Genomic DNA, 23,188 nt, shown 5'->3' on the forward strand with positions numbered 1-23,188 from the left:
GCGCGTGTATTGAATTTATCAGTCTTCTATCCAAACCCACCGCAGAGGTTCGCCGAAGTCATCAGTGATAAGTTTTTTACGCGGACGCTTCGATTTTTTGACATTCGCGTGAGGATGTTTGCGCGCTTCCACGGCTTGCACGACATCATCAACCGGAGTGCGCTCTTGGCGCGGAGGGTTGTCACCTATATGGCCAAACAGGGGGCGGTTTTCCAACTGCCCGCTGACACCGCGAGGTACGTTCTTGACCACGCCGCCCGTTTGCAAATATTCCTGCATTTGCCGCTCGAGTTCAGCGCGCAGTTCGGCTTTGGTTGGTACAGGTTTCATAGTGGACCAGAAATTTGACGCGACCTGTAACCTTAGCTCGGATTACCCGATTGAGGGAAGTGTGATCGATCGGCGGACTTAATTTCCGGCTTGAATGTCGCGATCACGCAGCCCCATCAAATAAAGAATGGCATCGAGCCCCAGTGTTGAGATGGATTGCTTGGCAGACGCCTTGACCAGCGGTTTGGCGCGGAAGGCGATGCCGAGCCCGGCGATGCTCAACATGGGCAGGTCGTTGGCTCCGTCGCCCACGGCAATTACCTGCTCCAGGGAAATACCCTCTTTAGCGGCCAGCTCGCGCAACAGTTCGGCTTTGCGCTGGCCGTCGATCACTTGGCCGACGACCTGGCCGGTGATTTTGCCGTCGACGATTTCCAGTTCGTTGGCAAAGACGTAGTCGATGCCGAGTTTGCTCTGCACGTAGCGACCAAAATAGCTGAAACCGCCGGACAGAATCGCGGTTTTGTAGCCGAGTTTGCGCAGGGTGCGCATCAGGTTCTCGGCGCCTTCGGTCAGGGTCAGACGCTCCGCGATCTCATCGAGCACACTGGCATCCAAGCCCTGCAGCAGTGCCATACGGCGGGCGAAACTGGCTTTGAAATCGAGCTCGCCGCGCATGGCCGCTTCGGTAATGGCAGCGACTTTGTCGCCGACACCGGCCGCTTTGGCGAGCTCGTCTATGACTTCCGCTTCAATCAGAGTGGAATCCATATCGAAGCACACCAAGCGGCGGGTACGGCGATACATGTTGTCTTCCTGCACCGCTATGTCGATCTCCAGGCGAGTCGACAACTCCATAAAGGCGGCGCGCAGTTCGGTGATGTCTTTTGGTGTGCCGCGGGCGGAAAACTCCACGCAGGCTTTGCTTTTGCTATCCACGCTGTCGAGGGGGACGCGGCCGGAAAGGCGGCTGATGGCGTCGATGTTAAGGCCATGCTCGGCAACGATGGAGGTGAGCGCGGCAATTTGTTCCGCAGTCACTTGGCGGGTGAGCAAAGTGACGATATGGCGGCCTTTGCCCTGCTGGTTGACCCAGTCCTGATAGCTGGCTTCGGTGATCGGCTGATATTTCACCTGCATGCCGAATTCGTGCATGCGGAACAGCACTTCCTTAATGATCGGCGCTGGATCTTCGCCGCCGGGAAATTCCACCAACAGGCCTAAGGTGAGGTTCTCGTGAATAACGGCCTGACCTATGTCGAGGATGTTGGTTTTGTGTCGCGCCAGAATGGAAGTGACCGTCGAGGTCACCGCAGGGCGATCGATACCGGAAATCGTGATTAGAATCAGTTCGCGCACAGCACTAGGTCAGTTCAGGAAAAGGGAGGCGGCATTATACAGAACTCCGCCGGGATTGCTGCCGTGCTGCGTTAACGCTGAAAACACCCAGACGGAGCTTTACTAATGGGCAAACCCAGCTTTACTAAAACTATGTCAAAAAACCGTCGAGCGCAGGCATTTTGCGATGGCTGCTCGTTGAGATGCTGCCTTCTGTGCCGAGTCTTCAGGTACACTAGGTGATTTTCCGCGCACGGACTGCGTGTCGGCTTGGCGGTTATTCCCATAACACTTTAAGCGATCATCTTCATGCCCAACCAAATCTCCTTGCCGCTTGTCCATTGGCGACGCTTGCCGCCCATTTTCTGCTTGAGCATAGGTGCACTTCTCGGCCTGTTGTTGGCCGCCTTCGTTTTAGGTGAAAGATCCGCGCAGAAAAATCGCGAGCTGCTGGTGGAATTCGGCAATGCCCTGGCGCAGCTGTCGGCCAAAGATGTGGTCAACGCCTCCATCAGTCACGATTTGGTGGGTATGCACGTGGTGATGCAGGAAGTGCATTCGCAGCCTCGTGTGGTGATGGCCGCAGTTCATGATCTGGATCAGAACCTGTTGGTCCAGGCTGGTCAGCCGCGTGTAGGCGTGCGCACCCAATCGTTTTCCGCGCCCATTCCTTTACATGACAGCATTGCCGGTCACGTCACTATTACGCTGATAACGGAATTTCCGGGTGAAACGGCCTTGGTTTGGGCCTTGATAGGAACCGCAGTGTTGCTGCTGTTTATGGCGGCGCTCTCGCTCTATGAAACCCGTGGTTACGCCTGGGAAATGCGCAAATTCACTTTTCCCGAGAAAGAACGTACGGAGGAACCGGAAGATCTGCCCGAGCCTGAGCCCGTAGCTGATAGCGATGACTTCAGTGATGCACCCATTGCCACTTCCGAATGGGAAGACGAGCCGCAAGAAGCCGTGTTGCGCCACAGCGACCTGGTGCTCGCGGTAACCAATCGACAGAAGCTGGAGCAGCAATTAAACGGCGACCGTTTTGCCGAATTGGTCTCCCGCTTTGAAACCACGCTGGAAGAAGTGCTAGCGCTATACGGCGGCGTGCCGGTCGGTGCTCCGACCAAGGCGGGCATTTATTGCATTCGCTTTACCAGCAGTGAGAGTGCGTCGGAAGCGGCATTTCGTGCGGTGTGTTGTGCGCATTTGATTTACCAGCTCAACCTGCAACACAAAATTCGCTTTCAGGTAGTCGCAGAGATCTGTCATCCCGAATACGACGTCAAACTTGCCGTTTCCGATACCGGCATAGTGATTCAGGCGGCCTTGATGGACGAGTTGTTGGATTCGCGCCTGGAAACTCTGCCGCTCGATGAAGAACGCGTTGCTCTGACCGGATTCAAAGCACCTTATAAAGCCTTGCTGGACCGGCAGCAGGGGCAATTGTTGGTGGTCGAGAATAGTTAAATGGCCATGACCTTGTCGCCGAGGCGAATCAGCCCCGGGGACAAGACTTGCGCGGTAATACCGCCGTGACCGCGCATGGCGTTGTAGCCTCCGGGACCGAGCACCTTTTCCATTTTGGAGCACGGCTCACAGTAGCCGGTACCGCGCAGCTTTACGCCGCCGATGGTGAATTCCCGGTTGCGCAGCGCCAGTAAATTAATGCCGCTGACGGCGATATTTCTGCGCAATACTGCAGGATCCAATTCTGTTTTGCCGGTCAGGCTGGCAATTACCGCCAGATGTTCCCACTGCAGCAAAGTCACTTCCCGTTTGCCTCTGCTGCCGGCGTAGCGATCGCCGACAAGCCCTTGGCCCAAACGCGCTTCCACCACCTCCGGCGTCAATAGCGGTTCACCGCGCGCCGGGCGCACGCCTATCCATTTCACTTCGCCAATTTGCGGCAATGTGTTCAGCAGTTGGCCGAGTTCGCCTTGCATAGCTCTCCTGTCAATTCAGTGGTGTGAGATGAGGTTCCGCCAGATCGCTGGCAAATACCCGCACTTTGCCATCGGCAAAACGGATATGAATGCGTTGTGGATCGAGCGCGTGAATTTCACCGCTGCCGAGAATGGCGTGGTGTACCCGCTGGCCAGTCTGCCATTGGCGGTCGGTTTGCTCGATTTCTGGTTTGACGATTGCCACGGCCAAAGGATTGCCGAGAATTTCCAGATAGCGCTGGCTGATATTGCTCAGCGGGTAGGGCAGGCTGAGGGAATCCTGTTTTTGCTCCAGGGCTTTGCCCAGGGCGATGCTGAGATCCGCGCGCATTTCGCTAAAAAAGCGGCTGGTGGTCAGTGAGGAATCCGCCGCAGTGTCTGGCAGGGTGATAAATAACTGTTTTTGCACGCGGGTCAGAGCGACATAGAGCAGGCGTCGTTCGCTTTCCAATGCCCGTATCGGATCGGATTCCCGCCCGGTCAGGCAGGGCAGATGGCCTTCTGCCAAATTGGGCAAAAACACCACCGGCCACTCCAGTCCTTTGCTGCGATGAATCGTGGTCAGGGTGACGGCGTTTTCCGGCACTTGCTGATGACGATTCTGTAATTCGATCAGGTACGCCAGCAGATCCGCAGCGGCGTCGATGCGCAGGTGCAGGAGAAAACGCAGAAACGCCTCCACCGTGCCCGCGTGTTCCTGCCCTTGGGTTTCATTGATGGCGGTTTTACGCAGCCGTTCCTGGTAGTCGATGGCGTGGGCATAGGCGAGCAATTGGCGCGGACAGGCTTGCGGCCGCATGAGCGCGTCCAGGGCATTTGCCATTTGTTGCAGGCAGCGGCGTTGAAATGGACTGAGCTCGGCGGGCAGGCAACTTTCAAGACTGCGTGCTAATTGATGGTTATCCGACTGTGCCCAGGCTCTAGCAAGCGCACGCAGCAGCGGATGCGGGATTTTCCAGGATGGAATGGTCAGCAAGTCGAACAGGATTTGCTCTTTTTGTTGCGCGGGTCGGGCGAAAAAACTACCCGTCAGTATGTCCAGGCAGTGCCAGAAAGGGCGAATCTCCCGGCACTGCAAAATCGATTGTTCCCCGTCCATGCGATAGGGAATGCCGCGCGCCATAAGTTCCAATTCCACCGGTCTGGCGTAAGACCAGAGGCGGCACAGCACCGCCATACCCTTGTAGGCACCACCGTTCGCGCGCAGTTTGGCGATAGTGTCGGCAATTTTTCCGCCGTGGTCGTTGGTTGCGGCGTAATTCAGACGTGTCGCCGGTGTGCCGGGGGCGCTGATGGTCAAGACCGGATCGCGCCCGGCGTTGTGGCTAATCAGATGGTTGGCCGCCAGCGCGATTGTGTGGCCAAAACGAAATGTGCGTGACAGCTGATAGTTCGCTGATGCCGGAAAATCCCGCGCGAAGGTGTGGGTGATGAAATCGGGTGAGCTGCCGCGAAATTCATAAATCGTCTGGTCGGGATCGCCAATGACCATCACCCGAGCGCGCTCTCCAGCCAATACGCGCAGCAGAAAATGTTGTACCGCGTTTATGTCCTGATATTCGTCCACCAGTATCTCGTCCAGACGATCGCGAAAGGCGGTCTGACTTTCCGGTTGCAGGTGGAACAGGCGCGCGGGTTCGTAGAGCATGTCGTCGAAGGTAATCAGCTTTTGCGCCCGCCGCCAGGATTCAAAGCCAGCAATCACTTCTGCAAGAAATTCGCCGCCTAGGGGCACGTGTTCGGCGAAGACGTCCTTGGGCTCACGAAAATCGCTTTTGACTCTCTGTAACAACTCCAACGCGAGCTGCAACCAGTCGGCAAGACGGTCGTCGTCCTTTTCCGCTGCGGGCATATGGAGCTGCAATAGTTGTTTGAGTTGCAACTCAACCGCGGATTCATTCATGGGCTGGAGCTGAATGGGTGGAAGCCAGCCGGTCTGGATCAAATTCTGATAGAGGCGTAACCCGAGCGAGTGGAACGTCCGAACTCGCGGCAAAGGACCTTTAGCCTGCTGGCTCAGACGGGATTGAAAAGCTTGCTGCGCGGCGCGGTTGTACATCAGCACCAGAATGCGGTCGGGGGCTGCGCCTTCTACAAGTCGACGGGTAAGGTAGTGGGTAAGTGTGGCCGTTTTCCCCGCACCAGCGACCGCGACTATGCGCGCGTGGCCATGGCGGTGGCTCGCGGCGCGGATCTGTTCGTCAGTGAGTTTGGGGGTGACTGGCATCGGCGCATTCTACGGAATGCCGCCGTTAATGCCAGTTGAGAGCTGATGAAAATTACAGCAGATGCCATTCACCGGTTGCGGCAGCGTAGGAGAAAATCAGTGCATTGGTAATTCCATGGGCGTAAATCGCATTTGCCATGGACTGGCTGCGCCAGCGCACTAGTGCGTAGATCAAGCCCGCCACTGTGCCTGCCAGCCAAGCTCCGTGCAGTGCACCGAAGGCCAAGGACGAGAAAAAAATCGCCAGCACGGAAAATGGCAGAGGGCCGTCGAGGCGTACTTCGGTTTTGCTGAAGCGGCACAAAAGATAGCCCCGAAACGCCAGTTCTTCCGCGATAGGCACGGTTATGACTGCGCCTGCAATGCGGAACAGTAACCACAGGCCCGCCGCCCAGCTGGGGGCCGCCTGCAGATTGTCCTGGATAACCGCGCTGGTCTCGGTATCACTCCCCAACATTGCGATCCACAGCACCGCAGTCACAGCGCCGCCTGCAAGTGCAGACCAATGCAGGCGCAGCGACATTTGGCGCGACTGCGGCCAAATATATGCGACCGCGATGATCACGGCGAATACGCGCAGGGGATAAAGCCAGTCAAAATCGGCGGTAAACGCGGAACTCAATAGAGTGACTGCGAGCAGTACCACCATCGGCAACAGGGTGGCGATAGGCAGGCTGCTATACAAGGGCGGCGCCGCAGGCGTTTTGTTGCGAGCAGCTTTGCTGAAATAGGCGCTGTCGCCGGTCAACCAGAGTAAGGCGAGTGACGTGAGGATAAAAGTGATCCATCCCGCCTGGGAATGAAAACCACCGATGGCGACTTCCTCAGACCAGTGATGCCCGATACTGACCAGTACCGCGATACGCACCACATTAAGCAGCCAGATAGCGACGACGCCTATAGGGAAAAGCAGTAAAACACGCGGAAAGCGCAGTGCGTCGCGGTGGATCCAAATATAAATTGCGGTAAAGGCAGTAATCAGCCCAATACCTTCGTAGCCGGAACAGGCAGGGGCGATATTGATCCAGAAGTCGTCGATGCCGATGGTTTTGTCAACGGCATTGACGGCCATATGCTCGCCATACACTGCGTGAAGCAGTGCAGCAACCAGGAAGAACGTCGCTTCGCTAAGGGGGCCCCAGAAGCGCTGCGTCCACATGGCTACAGACCATACGATCAGTCCCGCGATGACACCGACGGCGATGGCCAACTGCTCGTGTTTGATGAAATCCACCAGCCAGCGCGGATCAACCAGCATGACCAGCCAGGACGCTAAGGTTACCGACAAACTGAGCAACCAGAGACCGTAAAGCCACGCTGGCAGGTTATGGGCATTTTCCGGAACCGCGTAAATAAGATGGGTGCAGTAGTAGAGACTGGCGTAACAAAGAAGCTGGATCGGCAATAGCGTCAGGAAACGCTGCACCGAAATCACGTCCAGTAGCTCGGGCCAATAGCGTTTGAATTTGTGCTGCAATAGCAAGCCTATGGCAAACAGGATGACCAAGCCCAGTTTGGCCAAACTGCCAAAATGGCTGAACAAAACTCGCCAGCCAGTAACTTCGCCATCCAATGTAAGGGTGGCAGCATCGAAACTTTGGCTCAGATATAGGCTTTCAAGAACGAGGAGTATGCCGCCTGCAAGCAGCAGAGTGGGTTTGAATTGTTGCGACCGGGTGATCTGTAACAAGAAACACTCCTTTAACAATGACGAACGGCCGTGGGCGAGCCACCTTAATCACAAACTTGCCACCACTCAACCAGTTTAGCGGGCTTATGACCTTTATTGCCTAACCTAGCTTAGCTGGGCTGCGATATATACCTCCTAGCAGCAAAAATTCATAAAAAAAGCCTCAGGCACTAGGCCGGAGGCTTTCTAACAAGAGAGGGTGTTGACACTTAGCGGCGGTTACGGCGCTCGCGACGGATCGCCACCAAACCTCCAACCAAAGCCAGAGCCAAACCTGCATTAGCGGCATCGATTTCTGGCACGGAGTGTGTGGGCGTACCTGGATGGTTTGGTTTTGGTGGTTCCGTTTTTTCTGATTTGCCAGGTTTATCTGGTTTTGCTGGCGCGCAAGCAAATGGCAGGAAAAAACAGATTGGATTTTTGATCACAGGCTGATTGTGGTGGTTTCCGGTAGCGAAACTAGGGGAGGCAGCCAATGCGAAGGTCACAGCCAACCCCATTCCTAAGATTTGCTTTTTCATTATTCGAGTTCTCCCAAAGGTTATTGCAACGACCGGGTGGTCAGCTTGCGCCCGGTGTTGAGATCCTTTAGCACAATAGGTGCCAGGTTAAGTCGGTCAGAAAAATATATTTATATTTCAAATGCTTAAATCGTTTTTGGGACTTCAAATGGCGCTTAATGTCAAATTTGCCGACTAGAATTTTTTGTTCTTTTTCAAGCGATTTTTATAGAACTTTGGCGTTTAAATAATCAAATGAGTTTGATGGTGACACAAACGCGTCCGCATCAATCGGCCCTTGGGGATTTAGGTAACAAGCGGAGACGAAAAACGGGTGAATAGCTGAAAGAGTTGACGGTTTTATGGAGTACGCATGTGTAAAGGTATTGTTATTGTTGATCAATCTGGGGCGGTTGGTGATTATCCGAGGGTGAAATGACCTGTCCGGGAGGGTGGGGTGAAAAATCTGGGTAGGGGTCCAGCTCTATGCGGCTCAGCCGGCGTCCGGTTAGGGTCAATCGACCGTTGTAACGTCGATCTCCCCGGACGGAAAACTCGAACTTGTAAGTACGCTCCAGACTTAAACTCCACCGCTTGCAGGCGATACTCACACGGCATAAAACAGCGCTCTGATCGAGAAATTGCAAGCCTTGCTGGCGGACGTGCTGGCGCGCCAGGACAACAGCCTGATGGCTAAGATTGTTGTGGTGAATCCAAACGGCGACCAGTGCGGCGGCACCGAGCAGCCAGAAAAGTACAGAGATCGACATGTCAGCCCTTAGTAACAGTTCCATCAGCTTCTAAATTCCCTATTGAATGGCGTCGAATGAGGATAAAAACAAGGGGCAGAGTAAATAGCGTGAGAGAAATTGCCGAAGGTAGATCTGCGGCAAATAAAATGGATTGTGCGCAAATAAAAAAAGCCGTTTAACCAGGTTAAACGGCTTGCTGTCAGACTCGCAGCAAAAAATAAAACTTAGGTTGAGGAAAGAATCAGAATTAAGCTTTTACCAACTCCTGCTTTTCATTCTGAATTCGCAGATAAACTTCTTCACGATGTACCGGCACATCTTTAGGCGCACTCACGCCAACCCTGACTTGATTGCCTTTAATGCCGAGTATGGTCAGCTCGACATCGTCACCAATCATCAATTTCTCTCCGGTTTTTCTTGACAGAATTAACATAATAACATCTCCATTATTGGGACTTTGTCTTGGTGAAAAGTCTTTAAGTTAAAAGTGGCGAATACCGGTGACAGTATTCATGTCCACCCATTGCCAGAGATTTTCAATCGTCTCTGTAACACGTTTTCTGTGACCTTCGTCCGAATCGTTTGTTACGAAGCACAGTTGCATTTGTTGCACAGCATCTTCAATCCGTGCGAGTCCTTGGTGATCGCGATAATGATTAGATCGAAACAACAACATAATCACTATCTCTGCAAGGGACGATAATTCTTGTAAATAACCACAATCGTGTTTATTTGCGCATTCCTTTACCTCCGCAATTTTGTCCATTAAGCGATTGCGACTTTCCAGCGTAAACACAAAACAATTTGCCAAGCTTTCGTTTGTGCTTTTCAGCGTCTCACTCAATTCTTGCAACGCTTTTTGAATTGCAGTTTTTTGATCGCTGGATGTATCAACCGCTCCCTTCTTTTTGCAGAGCACCAAATCAGCACACGTTTCTGTGCAATACATTGCGCACCTCTCCAGGTTGTTCTTCGTGTCAGGTCCCGGAGTCACCCTTGCCAGCCTTGGGTGCGATCTCGTGTGCGCACCGCGACGTTGCTCAGATGATTACCAAAATATCCGATCATCTCCGAGGTGGCGCCGCAGCCGCCTCGTCGTTTACAGAGGGGTAGTTGCAGCTATAGTGCCAACTATTAAAGTCAAGTAAATTCAATAGCTTATGTTGATTGCGAGGGTAAAAACAGAGACGTTTTTTGCTGAAAGGAATAAATTGTCTCCCGGTTTGCAACGCTTGTCGCAGGGGTTGAACAGAAGACATAAGGGGAGCCAAGAAATAACAGAAGGATATTTGTCGTTTTCAAAATGAAGGATTTGAATAAAAAAGGAGCTTCGAATGAAAAGACGGATTCGATGATTTGAATAACAAAAGAGATTGAAATAAACATAAGGATGTGGCAACGAGTCGCAACATCCTTGAAAGGGATATAAAAAAATTATTTTTCCTGATCGCGTGCGCGGATTAAGCGTTTATTTAAGGCTTGTCTCGTAATACCCAGCAAGCTTGCCGCAACGCCCTGGTTGCCGTCCGCCTTTTTCAATGCGGCTTGCACTAAAGCATCTTCTGCTTCTTTTAAAGTCGGCAAGCGCTCGTTATTAAAAAGATCTTCGGGTTTTGGCGCACTGGCTGTGTCACTGACATTTTCCAACCCCATTGCCGTGCGGAAGCTTTGCAAGCTGAGCGTTGCGCCTTTCTGACGCGCTACTGCGTCAAATACCATGCCTTCAAGCTCGCGCACATTGCCGGGAAATGTATAGGTGTTGAGAAGCTGATAAAGCGCAACAGGAATATTCGGTGGCGTTATGCCGATTTCGGCAGCGGCACGTTCGCAAAAACACTCCACCAATGCTGGAATGTCGTCGATACGTTCGCGCAGTGGCGGAACGTGAATGTGGTGTGGTTTTAAACGGAAATACAAATCCTGGCGAAATTCGCCTTTTTCAATCGCTTTTTTTAGATCAACGTTGGTTGCCACCACCACGCGGGCATTGGAAATGCGCGGTTGATCTTCACCTAGAGGATAATATTCCCGCTCTTGCAGTAAGCGTAAAAGTTTAACTTGCGAAGGGATGGATAGGTCGCCAATCTCGTCCAAAAACAAAGTGCCGTTTTGCGCTGAAGCAATTAACCCTTCACGTTTTTGCTCTGCACCAGTAAACGCGCCTTTTTTGTGGCCGAATAAAGTATCTGAAAATGTGGTGTCATCCAGCCCGGAGACCGTCACCGCGATAAATTCGCCGCTGCGACCCGATGCCAGATGCACAGCGCGGGCAAACAATTCCTTGCCTGTGCCGGTTTCCCCGGTAATCAGAACCGGTTGCGACGTGCGGCTGATCGCTTCGATATAGCGGAAGAGATCCTGCATGGCCTCGTTGTCGCTGATGATATGGCGAAAGGCATCGGGTTTTTGCAGGTCGCGCGACAACATGCCGTGGCGCAGGTGATCAATTTCATCGCGCAAACTGCGGGTTTCCATTGCGTGATTGACGGCGCTGACCAAACGGGTTTTTTCTACGGGTTTGACCAAATAATCCACTGCGCCAGTGCGCATGCAGCGCACCGCCAGCTCGATTTCATTGGCGGCGGTCATGATGATGACGGGTATTTCCGGGTGGCGTTCGGCGATTTGTTGCAGCAGGGTTTCACCGCCGATGTGAGGCATATTAAGGTCCAAAAGAGCGACCGCAACCGGATGTTCGGCAAGGTAGGGCAAAACCTCCCGGCTGTCGTTTAGCGTGACTACATTCGCTATTCCGGAGGTTCGCAGGGCCAGCGCGGTGCTGCGCAGAATTTGGCTTTCATCGTCCACTAAAAGGACGGGCAGTGTATCGTTCATCGCTGTCACGGTTTACGCTCTTAAAAATGCGGTACATCGACTTTTAGAGGGCCGGTCAAGTCGCGGGTCGCTTTCGATGTACTTTTATGCTTTTTCAATTGTTATCGTGTTTTGAATTACGTAAACGGCTATATCCGTAATTCCCTGTTTTATTCGATACATCAGGACATTATCAAAAAACGGAACAGCAATTATTGCGCCAGGGCACCATATTTAATTTTGTATTGCTGTTATTAGCACTTTTCTGGTCTCCAGGTGGTCCGGGGGTGAAACATTTTTTGCACCCGGGTATTGCCGGGTGTTTTCGCTGGGCAGCAACTGCTTTCATTTTTTCGCGCTATAAATCCTCTTTGCCTGCCTAAGTGTAAGCAACTTTTGTCGCAGGGGTTGTGGCGCTTTCGTTCAGGCTGTGTTTTTGCGCGTCGGCAATATGATTCTCATGGTCGTGCCCTGCTCGGGCTCAGAAATGACCTCCAATTGGCCACCGTGTTCGCGAATAAGGCGGAATGAAATGGATAATCCCAAACCGGTGCCGCCTCGCTCCTGCTTGGTGGTAAAGAATGGGTCGAAAATATGGCGGATGTTTTCGTCGGTTATGCCGCAGCCGTTGTCGATTACGTCGCAGATGACTTTGGCCTCATCCTTACCGTCCCCGGTATCAATGTTGCTGCTGTAAGTGCGCACCAGAACACGCCCGTTGGTTTCGTCCACTGCGTCCAGCGCATTACTGACCAGGTTAATCAGAATCTGTTCGAGCTGTTGCGAGTCTCCGGAAATTTGCGGCAATTCCGCTGCAAGATCATATTCCAGGCGAATTTTTCGCTTATCCAAAGTCGAGCTGAGCAGCGACTGGGTTTTTTCGATAACCTGATTGAGATCAAGCGGCAAAAATTCGGCGTTGTCGCGTGGACGGGAAAAGTCTTTTAAATCTTTGACGATACGGTCGATGCGACGGCAGGACGCTTTGATATCAGCCAACAATTCCGGCATGGCAGACATAATTTCGTCTATCGACATGCCGTTGAAATCCAATTGATCCCGTTCATCCTGGATGCGCTCTTCCAGAAGGCTCAGCAGGTGATGAGTAAAGCCGTCCAGCAGATCGGCATTCATTTGGATCAGGTGGTTTGGATTGTTGATCTCGTGGGCTACGCCGGCGACCATGATGCCGAGCGATGCCAATTTATCTGCGCGCAGCAATTGTTTTTGTTGCTGCTCTGCAATTTGTTCGGCAATTTTATGTTCAGTGACGTCCATGGAAATGCCGAATACCCGCCGCACATCTTTGCCGCCGGAATAAAACGGTGTGATGGTTCCGCGCATATAGCGAACGGCACCGTCGGTACGAATGATTCGATACTCGTAGGAGAGCGCCCGCTCAGCGAGATTGTCGAACATCTGGCGGATCCGTTCTTGATCCTCCGGATGAATCTGCCGGTAGAAGTCGTCCACGGTTGGCTGGAACGATTGGGGAGGGTGGCCAAACAGGCGGAAGAACTCATCACTACAGCTTAAGGTTTGCGTGTTTTGATCGAGGATCCAGTGGCCGAGGTGGGCGATCGCCTGGGCCTCCGCCATGCGCGCCTCGCTTTCGATAAGCGCCTGTTGGCTGCGACGGCGTTCTTCCTCTGCGCGGCGGCGGTCCGTGATATCCATGATGATGCCGAAGGTGCTTGTAACCCGTTGATCGACAACTTCCTTGCGCGCTATCGCCTGAACATGGCGCTCTTCGCCATTTGGCCAAACAATGCGGTGCTCCGCTCCTACCGCAGTTGCGGTCGGGTCGTTTAGGGTGCGAAAGATGCGGGCTCTGTCATCCGGGTGGATGCGAGCGACCAATTGCTCCCAGGTCGGTCTGTCGTTATAGGGGTCAAAGCCGTAAATGCGCGCGAATTCGTCGCTCACCTGCAAGACATCGTCATCGATTTTATAGGTCCAGTGCCCCATATGAGCCAGCGCCTGCGCTTCCGCCAGGCGGGTTTGGCTCAAGCTGAGTTGCTGTTCGCGGTTCTCCAATTCGCGTTGGGCGACAACCCTTTGGGTAATTTCGATTGCAATACCCCAGACTGTTTTGATCTGCCCATCCGTAATCAAACAGGTAAGGCTGTTGGAGAAGAAGTGCTCGGTACCGTTTTCATCAACGAAGCGGCTGATCCAGTCCTTCACCCGATAGTGGCGCTGTACCAACTCATGCCAGAGACTGTCGTCCAGAAATGGCAGTTTGTTCCAGCTGGCACCGATGATTTGGTGGCGACTTTTCCCCGGTGTCAGATTTGCGGAAGCCTCGTTGATCTCTGCCAGTACAGCGACTTCTTTCAGCTGTTCTACTTGCTGCGCTGATGGGCTATGAACGGAAATGGGCTCGCGCATCTCGCAGCGCCAAATGGCTTCCGGGTTGTTTTCCACCAGAGCGTAATAACGGCTTTTTTCGTCGCGGATTTCGCGGTCGTAGAGATTGAGTTTGGTGCGCAAGTGGTTCACCGCAGCGACCAGCTCATCCAATTCGTCACGCCTACTGCTGGTGCGGGTGAGGCTCAGCTTGGGAGCGTCGGCGGCATAGGGCGTCTGCTCCAAATACTTTGCGACGCGACGGACATGGCGAGTGACCAGATGATCAAACAGCCAGCCGGCCAAAAAGGCGACCACGAGGGTGCGCACAGCGTTGACCGCGAGGGTGAGGAATGTCTGGTGGGATAACTTCTGATAAAGCGGTTCCAAGGGGGCGTAAATACGCAATTCGCCGAGATTGTGGATACGTTCCCCGTCATCGAAGAACACCGGGAATTCACGGTGGATAGTGTCCGCTTTTTCTTTGTCCGAAAGGTTCCGGCCCGCGCTGAGAATTCGCCCATCGCTCTCCACCTCGACATAACCGAGCATCGGCACAGTCAACATCCCTTCCAATAGTCGCCGGACCTGGGCGTCGTCCAGCGCCCACAACGCGGAGCGCAAAATCGGCAAGCTGGCGGATTCAATGATCTTGATCTGCTCATCAATCTCTTTCCTTCCGCCACGATAGTCGATGTAGACCTCGATGATGGCGATGGCAATGGTAAGCAGTCCGCCAAGGACGAGAAGTCCAAGGATAAGTTTCTGGCGTAAGGAAAATCGTTGCATAAATTAATTATGGTTATTCCGATGCGCGCGTCGGCGCATCTTTGGTTGGGATTTCGGCTGGTGCCGTTTCGTTAATAACGGAACTTAGCATATGCCAGTATTCGGCTTCCTTCCCTTTTGCCGCGTGCCACTTCACCACCAAGCGTTGGTAATCCTCTCTTTGGGCAAGTCGGACTATAGCGCGATTAATGGTGGCTATGACCTGCTTACCCCAGGCGTTGTTGGTACAGCCAACCGATGCCCATATCAGGGCATCCCGGTTTTCCTCCACGGGAACCCAGTCAAACAGACCTTGGTAATCGGGTTGCTCATTGTAAAAATCGAAGACGAATGGGTAGTCGATCAGATAGTCCACACGTCCGCGTTTAAGCATATTGAACAAATCATCCAGGCTGTGGGTATCGCTGCGATCAATAATACGCATGTCAGCTCGGTGGCGTTCTAAAAGAGGATCGAGGTCTCTTCCCAGGGGGCGATCTACCATGGTGCCAAAGAGGAGATTTCGCGCAGCGAAAAAGCGTTCCACCGACATAGGAGCGTCCGATGCGCTTTGCATGATGGCGCTTACGCGGGAGTTGTCAGTTTTGACAATGACGCCATGTGGGCGATAGAGAGCATAGGGGATGGAGAGGATGTAGTCGTCGTCTCGGGGGGACGAGTGTTGGACCATAGTCATCAAGCATAGATTGGCGTCCTCTCGCCAAAACTTGAAGAGCCGCCGGATCGGCATCATTCGCATTGTATGGTCACACTGCGGCAGCTCTTCCTGCAGCATACGCAGGGCTTGATCGGTAAAACCGTGACCTTTCAATGGTCCGTCGGTGATGTAAAAAGGCGGAGCGCTGGTATAAATCCACACCAGCGGCGCGCGTTCCTCTGGGGTGGACGCGTTCGCACAAGAGATGCTCAACAGCCATGAGATACAACCTAAAAAGATTAGGCGAAGCATTGCAGAGTCCGGTTGCAATAAGATGGTGCATCTTAACATAGCCGCGTGGCCTTCCCGGCTTCGACTACACCCCCCTGGGGCATGCTGATATAATGCCGCCCGCAAAACGCGGGGTGCGCTTGCTGGACCGGCCCCAGCGGGGATGTTCCCTAGTGCCCGTCTATCTTCCTCGAACCTCTCAACCGTCTTTAGGTATCCCAATGTCGACAGAGAAACCCACCATCATCTATACCGAAACTGACGAAGCTCCTGCGCTGGCGACTTATTCGCTGTTACCTATCATTCAAGCTTTCGCGGCTGCCGGAGATATAGAGGTGGTCACCAAAGATATCTCTCTGTCCGGACGCATTCTGGCCGTTTTCCCCGACTTTCTGAAACCGGAACAACAACAGGAAGACGCTTTGGCGTTGTTGGGTGAGCTGGCGACCAAACCGGAAGCCAATATCATCAAATTGCCCAATATCAGTGCATCCATTCCTCAGCTGAAAGCGGCAATCAAAGAATTGCAAAACAAAGGCTACGCCCTGCCGGATTATCCAGAAGAGCCGAAAACCGAGCAGGAAAAAGACATCAAAGCGCGTTACGACAAAGTAAAAGGCAGCGCGGTAAACCCAGTATTGCGCGAAGGCAACTCGGACCGCCGCGCGCCTCTGTCCGTCAAACAATATGCGCGTAAAAATCCGCACTCTATGGGTGCGTGGTCCGCCGATTCCAAATCGCATGTGGCTTCCATGAGCGAAGGCGACTTTTACGCCAGCGAAAAATCCGTCACTGTGCCAGAAGCGACCAAAATCAAAATTGAATTGGTTGCCAAAGATGGCAAAACCGTCGAATTGAAAAAATTCTTTGCTCTGCAAAAAGGCGAAATTATCGATGCCGCCATTTTGAGCAAAAAAGCGCTGTGCGAATATCTCGACAAAGAAATTCAAGACGCTAAAGAACAGGGCGTTTTGCTGTCGCTGCACATGAAAGCGACCATGATGAAAGTATCCGACCCAATTATTTTCGGCCACGCAGTTAAAGTGTTTTACAAACCTGTATTCGAAAAACACGCTGCTTTGTTTGCCGAATTGGGTGTGGACGCCAACAATGGTATCGGCGATCTCTACACCAAAATCCAATCTCTGCCCCAAGCAAAACGCGACGAAATCGAAGCGGATATCAAAGCCTGCTACGCGCAGCGTCCAGAATTGGCCATGGTGAATTCCGACAAAGGCATCACCAACCTGCATGTGCCAAGCGACGTTATTATCGATGCATCCATGCCTGCTGCGATCCGCTCTTCTGGTCAAATGTGGGGCGCCGATGGCAAATTGCACGATACCAAGGCATTGATTCCGGATCGCTGCTACGCCGGTGTTTATCAGGAAACCATTGATTTCTGTAAGAAAAACGGTGCATTCGATCCGCGCACCATGGGTAGCGTGCCCAACGTTGGTTTGATGGCGCAAAAAGCAGAGGAATACGGTTCACACGATAAAACTTTTGAAATCCCCGCTGACGGCGTTGTGAATGTAGTGGACGAATCCGGCAAGATTCTGCTGCAGCACCAAGTCGAGCAGGGCGATATCTGGCGTGCATGCCAGACTAAAGATGCCCCTGTGCAGGATTGGGTAAAACTGGCTGTGACCCGCGCGCGTTTGAGCAATACGCCTGCGGTATTCTGGCTCGATAAAAACCGCGCCCACGACCGCGAATTGATCGCCAAGGTCGAAAAATATCTGAAAAATCACGACACCAGTGGTTTGGACATTCGCATTCTGTCGCCGGTGGAAGCAACTCGCTTTACGTTGGAGCGCGTTAAAGCAGGACAAGACACTATTTCCGTCACCGGCAACGTATTGCGCGATTATTTGACTGACCTGTTCCCGATTTTGGAGCTCGGCACCAGTGCAAAAATGTTGTCGATTGTTCCTCTTATGAACGGCGGTGGTTTGTTTGAAACTGGCGCTGGCGGTTCCGCGCCGAAACATGTTGAACAATTCCTGCAGGAGAATTATCTGCGTTGGGATTCTCTCGGCGAATTTCTCGCACTGGCTGCATCCCTCGAGCATTTGAGCCAGGTCACGGGCAATAAAAAAGCGCAGGTTTTGGCGACAGCTCTGGATAAAGCCACAGCGAAATTCCTCGACAACGATAAATCGCCTTCACGCAAAGTTGGCGGCATCGACAACCGCGGCAGCCATTTTTATCTCGCCATGTACTGGGCGCAGGCGTTGGCTGAGCAAAATGACGATGCGGAATTGAAAGCGCGTTTCAGCAAAACAGCGGAAGCTTTGACCAGTCAAGAGCAGACGATTGTTGCCGAATTAAATGGCGTACAAGGCAAGTCTGTTGATATTGGCGGTTACTACCGTCCTGTTTTTGAGCTCGCCAGCAAGGCTATGCGTCCGAGCGCGACTTTGAATCAAATTATCGCAGCGGTGTAATCTTAGGGCGGCCGTTTAACGGCCGCCATTTCCTTTTCTTTGCCGTTTTTCCTCCTTTAATTTGCCCCTAATCCTTGTTTATTTGCTGCCCGCCGGCTTTCCTGTATTTCCCTTCAAATCCGTATCTTGTGTTCACTGACACACAAAAAGGTTTATTTCTTGCTTAATGTTGCGCCTGGCTCCTGGCAAATGTTGCGCATGGTTCTTGGCGCGGGTACCTCGCTGAGTTTGACGCAGCGTGGCGTGGCTCAGGCCGCTATACTTGTTGGCCTCACCATGAGCGATAAGCATTCCTTTGGTCCGTTGCAAGTGAACCCTTTGCATGAAACAAAAAGAAGTTCTCGACCGAATTTTCCAAGAAGTTGAATCCGTTATCCTCTGTCGTCAGCATCCGGTAACCGGATTGCTTCCTGCGAGCACGAGTGTGAATACTCACGGCGATTATCGTGACGCCTGGGTGCGGGACAACGTCTATTCCATCTTGTGTGTCTGGGTTCTGAGTGTCGCCTATCGGCGGGCGGGGGATACTGAGCGCTGCGATCAGCTGGAGCAGGCGACCATCAAGCTGATGCGTGGCTTGCTGACGTCCATGATGCGGCAGTCCTCTAAGGTGGAAAGTTTCAAGCATACTTTGGACAAAAACCACAGTCTGCACGCCAAATACGATACAGCGACCGGCTTGGAAGTGGTCGCCGATGATGCCTGGGGCCATTTGCAGATCGATGCAACCTCCATTTATCTCTTGATGCTGGCGCAAATGACGGCGTCGGGCCTGCGCATTGTATGCACTTTCGACGAAGTCGATTTTGTGCAAAACCTCGTGTATTACATCGCCAGCGCTTATCGCACGCCCGACTTCGGTATCTGGGAGCGCGGCAACAAAATCAACAACGGTAAAACTGAAATCAACGCCAGCTCTGTAGGCATGGCGAAAGCGGCCTTGCAAGCGCTGGATGGTTTTAATCTATTTGGCAAGGACGCGTCGCCGCGCGCGGTAGTGCATTCCGTGGCCGATTCCATTTCTCTTGCGCGCAACACCCTGGCCTCACTGCTGCCGCGCGAATCCCTGTCCAAAGAAACCGATAGTGCGCTGCTCAGCATCATCGGGTTTCCGGCGTTTGCGATCGGCGATAAGGATTTGATCACCAAAACGCGCGATAAGATTCTCGGCAAACTCGGTGGCAATTACGGCTGTAAACGCTTTTTGTGGGATGGTCACCAGACTGTGCTGGAAGAGAGCTCGCGCCTGTATTACGAGCACTCGGAGCTCGCCAATTTTGAGCATATAGAATCCGAGTGGCCGCTGTTTTTCACCTATCTGTACATCCATGCGCTGTTTGACGGCAATGAAACCACGGCGCGCCATTACCGGGAAAAAATCGAATCCCTGATGGTGGAAGTCGATGGCAAACGCCTGATTCCCGAACTCTATTACGTGCCGCGCGAACATATAGAGCAGGAGAAACAAAAACCGCGCTCGCAGCCGCGTGTGCCCAACGAAAACATTCCGCTGGTGTGGGCACAAAGTCTTTTTTACGTCGGTCTGATGCTGGATGAAGGTCTGGTATCGCGCGACGATGTCGACCCGCTGAAAATGCGCCGCCGCTCGCGGCGCTTCAACAAAACGCAAGTCGCATTGGTGGTGCTGGCGGAAAACGACAAGGTCAAATCCCTGCTGGCGCAATCCGGCGTGATCGCGGAAACCTTGGCGGACATTAAGCCGATCAATGTGTTGTCCGCGCCGAGTCTGGTGGAAACCTATAAACACGTGGGCGCCAATCGCGCGCTCAAGCTGACCGGTCGACCCGGTCGGCGCTTGCAGAGTCTCGCCACCTCCCAAACCTATGAGATCAACGGCAAGCCCTGTTTGTGTTTGTCGTGGATTCAAAGCGAATACGCCGACTACCGGGTGTACGACGCGGAATTGTTGGCGAAGAACCTGGAGCACGAGTTGAGCCATATCGCCACTCACTGGATGAACCCGGAAATTGCCGTGTTCACCTGGATGGTCGACGAACACTTCTGCAGCGCCAATAACGCTGAGGTGTTGTTTCGCACCCTGCGGGATCTGCAACTGCGCGCCAAGTCCGACCGGGTGGGTTATGCCTCCGCCAAGCTGGCCATTCGCGCCTCGCGGGTCAACCGCCTGACGGTGCCGGAATTCAATCTAATGCCGTTGACCCAGCACGTTTCGGTGGACCCGGTCGGCCATCTTTTTGCAGATCGCGAAGCACTCGATCCGCGCGCGAGGACGTTGTTGGAATGCGTCGACATTGAATCCGAACTGACGTCGTACCGGACTCTGGAAGTGTTCCTCACTCAATACCCGACCAATGCGGTTCTGGATGGTGGCGCGCAACCGCTGGAAGTCCGCGATCTGGTCCGGCATATCTACTACCGGGCGCAAACTCGCTGTTACTGGCTGTTGTCGCGTTTCTGCTATGCGAGCCTCAACGAGTATCCGTTGGACCTGACCGATGCGCTGACCATGTTAGTGGCGCGCCATGTGTCGGTGGTCTTGGGCAAAGGCAAGGTGAACTCGCTGGTGGTCGACAGCCCTATGGCCTACAACGACCTGGTGGACGCTCTCAACAAGCTGTATTTCAGTCCGTTGGAGCGGGCGCTGGCGCAGGAGCTGCTGGCGGTGCTCGGCACCATTATGCGTATTGACCACCGGGTGTTTGAGGGTTTGCGTTCGGTCATGCTGCAGAACTTGATGATGCTGTGTGCAGAAGCATCTGATGAGACCACCGAGCTGGATATTCTGCTGACCGTAGGCGCCATGTCGCCGTCGCGGATTCTCGACAAAGTCTGGGCCGTCCTTGCGGAACAGCACAAAGAATTCACCCGCGGTTTACGCGCGAATGTGCTCGCGGACGAAATCGGCGAGGCAGGGCGCAGCATATTAGCCGCGGATACGGACTGGTTCGAATGGCGTGTGGCGCGCGGTTCCATCACACGTTTGGACGACGCCTTATTGAATGACCTCTGGCAGAGTTTGGAATCGGCGCGGACTTTGGTGTTTGGGGACCGGGGAAGCCAGGAATATATCCTCGACTGCGAGTTCGTGCGCAGCTCTATGACCCCGGGAGAGGTCAGCTTCGCCAACCTGATCGACAAGCTCACCCAGCAGCTGCACCCGACCTATTACAAAAGTGCGGTCATCGAAGCCTTGTACGCCTTCACCCGCTTTTGTCGCCACAATCCGGGCGCGCATTTTAGTACGCCGATTGTGTTCACCCAGTTATTGGAGCGTGCGGCGAAAAGCTTTATTTGGGATTCCGGTGCAGCGCAGCTGGGTAAGCGGGATCTGGACGTGATGCTGGAACAGCCGCCTCACGTCCTGCAGAAGTACGTTACCCAAGCATTGGAAGATATTGCGGATAACTTTTGACTTGCACTGAGCGGCGTGCACTGTCGAACCCGCGCGTCAGGCGGGGACGCTAATGCTCGCCAGCAGCCGCTTTACCGCTTGATTCCAGCCCTCCGGACCGATTTCCACGGTAACAGAGTATTCCTGGGACGGATTGTTAGGGCGGTATTTGAGCGGAATGGTGTGCGGTGGGCGTACCACTACCGCACAGTCGGCACTTTGCAACATGGGGAGATCGTTGCCGCTGTCGCCCAGTGCTATCACAAAGGGGCGTGCGCTCATCACTTTTTGATAGACACTGGTCAGCCAGCGCATGGCTTGGCCTTTGTCACACGGGCTGCCGATATGGATAAAGTGACTGCCACGGCTCAATTTCAATCCTTGTTTCTCCACATCTTTGGCGAAGGCGTCAAAGCTTTTGGCATCATCCAGCCAGAACAGAACCTCACTGTGGCGACGTTTTTTCGCCAGCTGCGCCATGCTGAAATCCCAGCCTGTGTAGTCTTTTACCTGCAGGTCGGACATATCGCCAAACCCGCGGAATTGATAATGCTTGGACTGTCGCAAGGCCTGCAGAACTGCCCGAACCTGGGGGTAGGGCTGGGCCACGCGGCAGACCCAAAACCCGTCCTGGCTATCTGAAGGGGGGAGGGTCGGTTGGCGAAATTGATTTTGTGGCAGAGCCACGCCTGCGCCGTTTTCGAAAATAATAGGTCCGCGCAATCCCATCTGTTTCTGCAACAGAGCGCATTCTTCAAAGGTTCTGCTGCTGCTGAGAATAATCGGAATACTGCGCGCTTTGGCGAGCTGGATCGCAGGTTCGGCTGCACTCCATTCCGCCGTATCATGATCCAAAAGTGTTCCGTCAAGGTCGGTGAAGATCAAAAGGGAGCGAGTTTTGTTTGTCATTCACTTGGTCCTATAGTCATTCACTTGGTCCTGTAATTTGAGCAGTCCTATATAGTTGAGCTGGCTTTTACTGATTATCACTGACAACGTCAGCGACATTTGTATCGAACATCAGCCAAAACTTATGTGAGGTTGCGTCCAGAGCGCGGCGCTCCGTTCCCGGAAGCTACAGCAAGTTTTACAGTTTCACCAGAAGCAGTTTTACCTGGCAACGAGAGCTCCAGACAGATGAGGTTCGGTACGTTTCGTGTTGTCAATTAAAGCAAAACTGCGGATGCCATTATTCCCGAATCAGCGACGAAATGTGGAATTTTTTAATTTTGGGATCCGTTTGGGATGGTTGCAAACGGTGATTTTTATCGGAGGAAGACCATGAAATTGGCTTTGAGTGTCTTGCTGGCTTTCGTTTGTGCTATGGTCGGTGGATGCGCTCACCTGAACGGGAATATAGAATCGCCCAAGGTTCGAGTGGATTCGCTTAGACTATTGGAACCTCAGGGTCTCAATCAGCGCTTTTTGGTGGGGCTGCGGGTGATCAATCCCAATGATCGCGCCCTCTCGGTTAAAGGGTTGAGCTACGCTTTGGCGCTCAACGGCTTTAACTTGTTGGAAGGCGTTTCTGGCAAAATACCCACCCTGGAACCTTTTAGCGAAACATTGGTGGAAATTGAAGCTTCCACAGATCTGGTAGGTGCGCTGCGCTTGTTGAATAATCTGACGCAGCCGAATGCGGCAGAGAACATTTCCTATGCTCTGACCGCCAAGCTAAGCCTGCAAGGTTGGCCAACCCGGTTGACGGTGCAGGAGACCGGTTTGGTCCCGTTGAAAGGGTATGTAAACCGCTAAAGCTCCCGCA

Annotated in this window: 17 protein-coding genes; 4 read left to right on the forward strand and 13 right to left on the reverse strand. The window is 53.2% G+C overall.

The annotated features are described in order from the left end of the window. Positions 1-18: 18 nt before the first annotated feature. Together DWB84_RS00665 and serB are read right to left on the reverse strand one after the other, a co-directional pair. On the reverse strand, positions 19-330 hold the full coding sequence (locus tag DWB84_RS00665; protein ID WP_187407839.1) for a hypothetical protein: 312 nt from the start codon (positions 328-330) through the stop codon (positions 19-21). A 78-nt stretch (positions 331-408) separates the two neighbouring features. Beyond that, positions 409-1,629: a phosphoserine phosphatase SerB gene (gene serB, locus DWB84_RS00670; protein WP_187407840.1), complete on the reverse strand. Its 1,221-nt coding sequence runs from the start codon at positions 1,627-1,629 to the stop codon at positions 409-411. Positions 1,630-1,917: 288 nt separating this feature from the next. Between serB and DWB84_RS00675 the strand changes: the two genes are divergently transcribed. Next, on the forward strand, positions 1,918-3,075 hold the full coding sequence (locus tag DWB84_RS00675; RefSeq protein ID WP_187407841.1) for a hypothetical protein: 1,158 nt from the start codon (positions 1,918-1,920) through the stop codon (positions 3,073-3,075). Here the strand turns inward: DWB84_RS00675 and DWB84_RS00680 are convergent. The 10 genes from DWB84_RS00680 to DWB84_RS00725 all read right to left on the reverse strand — a co-directional run bounded on the left by DWB84_RS00680 (position 3,072) and on the right by DWB84_RS00725 (position 15,621). Beyond that, on the reverse strand, positions 3,072-3,551 hold the full coding sequence (locus DWB84_RS00680; RefSeq protein ID WP_187407842.1) for an MOSC domain-containing protein: 480 nt from the start codon (positions 3,549-3,551) through the stop codon (positions 3,072-3,074). The genes DWB84_RS00675 and DWB84_RS00680 overlap by 4 nt on opposite strands. A 10-nt stretch (positions 3,552-3,561) precedes the next feature. Beyond that, on the reverse strand, positions 3,562-5,778 hold the full coding sequence (locus tag DWB84_RS00685; RefSeq protein WP_187407843.1) for an ATP-dependent helicase: 2,217 nt from the start codon (positions 5,776-5,778) through the stop codon (positions 3,562-3,564). 52 nt (positions 5,779-5,830) lie between these two features. Continuing rightward, positions 5,831-7,468 (reverse strand): exosortase E/protease, VPEID-CTERM system, encoded by a 1,638-nt coding sequence (xrtE, locus tag DWB84_RS00690; protein ID WP_187407844.1) that lies wholly within the window; start codon positions 7,466-7,468, stop codon positions 5,831-5,833. A 209-nt stretch (positions 7,469-7,677) separates the two neighbouring features. Then, on the reverse strand, positions 7,678-7,989 hold the full coding sequence (locus DWB84_RS00695; protein ID WP_187407845.1) for a hypothetical protein: 312 nt from the start codon (positions 7,987-7,989) through the stop codon (positions 7,678-7,680). Between the two features lie 368 nt (positions 7,990-8,357). Next, the gene (locus DWB84_RS00700) at positions 8,358-8,738 is read right to left on the reverse strand and encodes a DUF3301 domain-containing protein (protein WP_187407846.1); all 381 of its coding nucleotides are present in this window, start codon (positions 8,736-8,738) and stop codon (positions 8,358-8,360) included. 229 nt (positions 8,739-8,967) lie between these two features. Then, entirely contained in the window at positions 8,968-9,153 is a 186-nt protein-coding gene (gene csrA, locus DWB84_RS00705; RefSeq protein WP_187407847.1) for a carbon storage regulator CsrA, read from the reverse strand. Positions 9,154-9,201: 48 nt separating this feature from the next. Further along, a complete protein-coding gene (locus DWB84_RS00710) occupies positions 9,202-9,669 on the reverse strand; it encodes a hypothetical protein (protein ID WP_187407848.1) in 468 nt (155 codons plus the stop codon). Positions 9,670-10,154: 485 nt separating this feature from the next. Then, on the reverse strand, positions 10,155-11,555 hold the full coding sequence (locus tag DWB84_RS00715) for a sigma-54 dependent transcriptional regulator (RefSeq protein ID WP_187407849.1): 1,401 nt from the start codon (positions 11,553-11,555) through the stop codon (positions 10,155-10,157). A gap of 402 nt (positions 11,556-11,957) precedes the next feature. After that, entirely contained in the window at positions 11,958-14,672 is a 2,715-nt protein-coding gene (locus tag DWB84_RS00720) for a PAS domain-containing protein (protein WP_187407850.1), read from the reverse strand. A gap of 13 nt (positions 14,673-14,685) precedes the next feature. Then, entirely contained in the window at positions 14,686-15,621 is a 936-nt protein-coding gene (locus DWB84_RS00725) for a transporter substrate-binding domain-containing protein (RefSeq protein ID WP_187407851.1), read from the reverse strand. A 200-nt stretch (positions 15,622-15,821) separates the two neighbouring features. Here DWB84_RS00725 and DWB84_RS00730 point away from each other — a divergent pair, with 200 nt between their 5' ends. Together DWB84_RS00730 and DWB84_RS00735 are read left to right on the forward strand one after the other, a co-directional pair. Next, positions 15,822-18,050: an NADP-dependent isocitrate dehydrogenase gene (locus DWB84_RS00730; protein WP_187407852.1), complete on the forward strand. Its 2,229-nt coding sequence runs from the start codon at positions 15,822-15,824 to the stop codon at positions 18,048-18,050. A 322-nt stretch (positions 18,051-18,372) separates the two neighbouring features. Beyond that, the gene (locus DWB84_RS00735) at positions 18,373-21,444 is read left to right on the forward strand and encodes a glycoside hydrolase family 15 protein (protein WP_187407853.1); all 3,072 of its coding nucleotides are present in this window, start codon (positions 18,373-18,375) and stop codon (positions 21,442-21,444) included. Between the two features lie 36 nt (positions 21,445-21,480). On the opposite strand, the gene DWB84_RS00740 is transcribed toward DWB84_RS00735, so the two are convergent. Further along, complete coding sequence (locus DWB84_RS00740; protein WP_187407854.1) at positions 21,481-22,332, reverse strand: mannosyl-3-phosphoglycerate phosphatase; 852 nt, start codon at positions 22,330-22,332, stop codon at positions 21,481-21,483. 372 nt (positions 22,333-22,704) lie between these two features. On the opposite strand from DWB84_RS00740, the gene DWB84_RS00745 reads away from it, so the two are divergent. Beyond that, positions 22,705-23,178: an LEA type 2 family protein gene (locus DWB84_RS00745; RefSeq protein ID WP_187407855.1), complete on the forward strand. Its 474-nt coding sequence runs from the start codon at positions 22,705-22,707 to the stop codon at positions 23,176-23,178. The last annotated feature ends 10 nt before the right edge of the window (positions 23,179-23,188 follow it).

It is taken from the genome of Saccharophagus sp. K07, assembly GCF_014336955.1.
Classification (GTDB): Bacteria; Pseudomonadota; Gammaproteobacteria; order Pseudomonadales; family Cellvibrionaceae; genus UBA5868.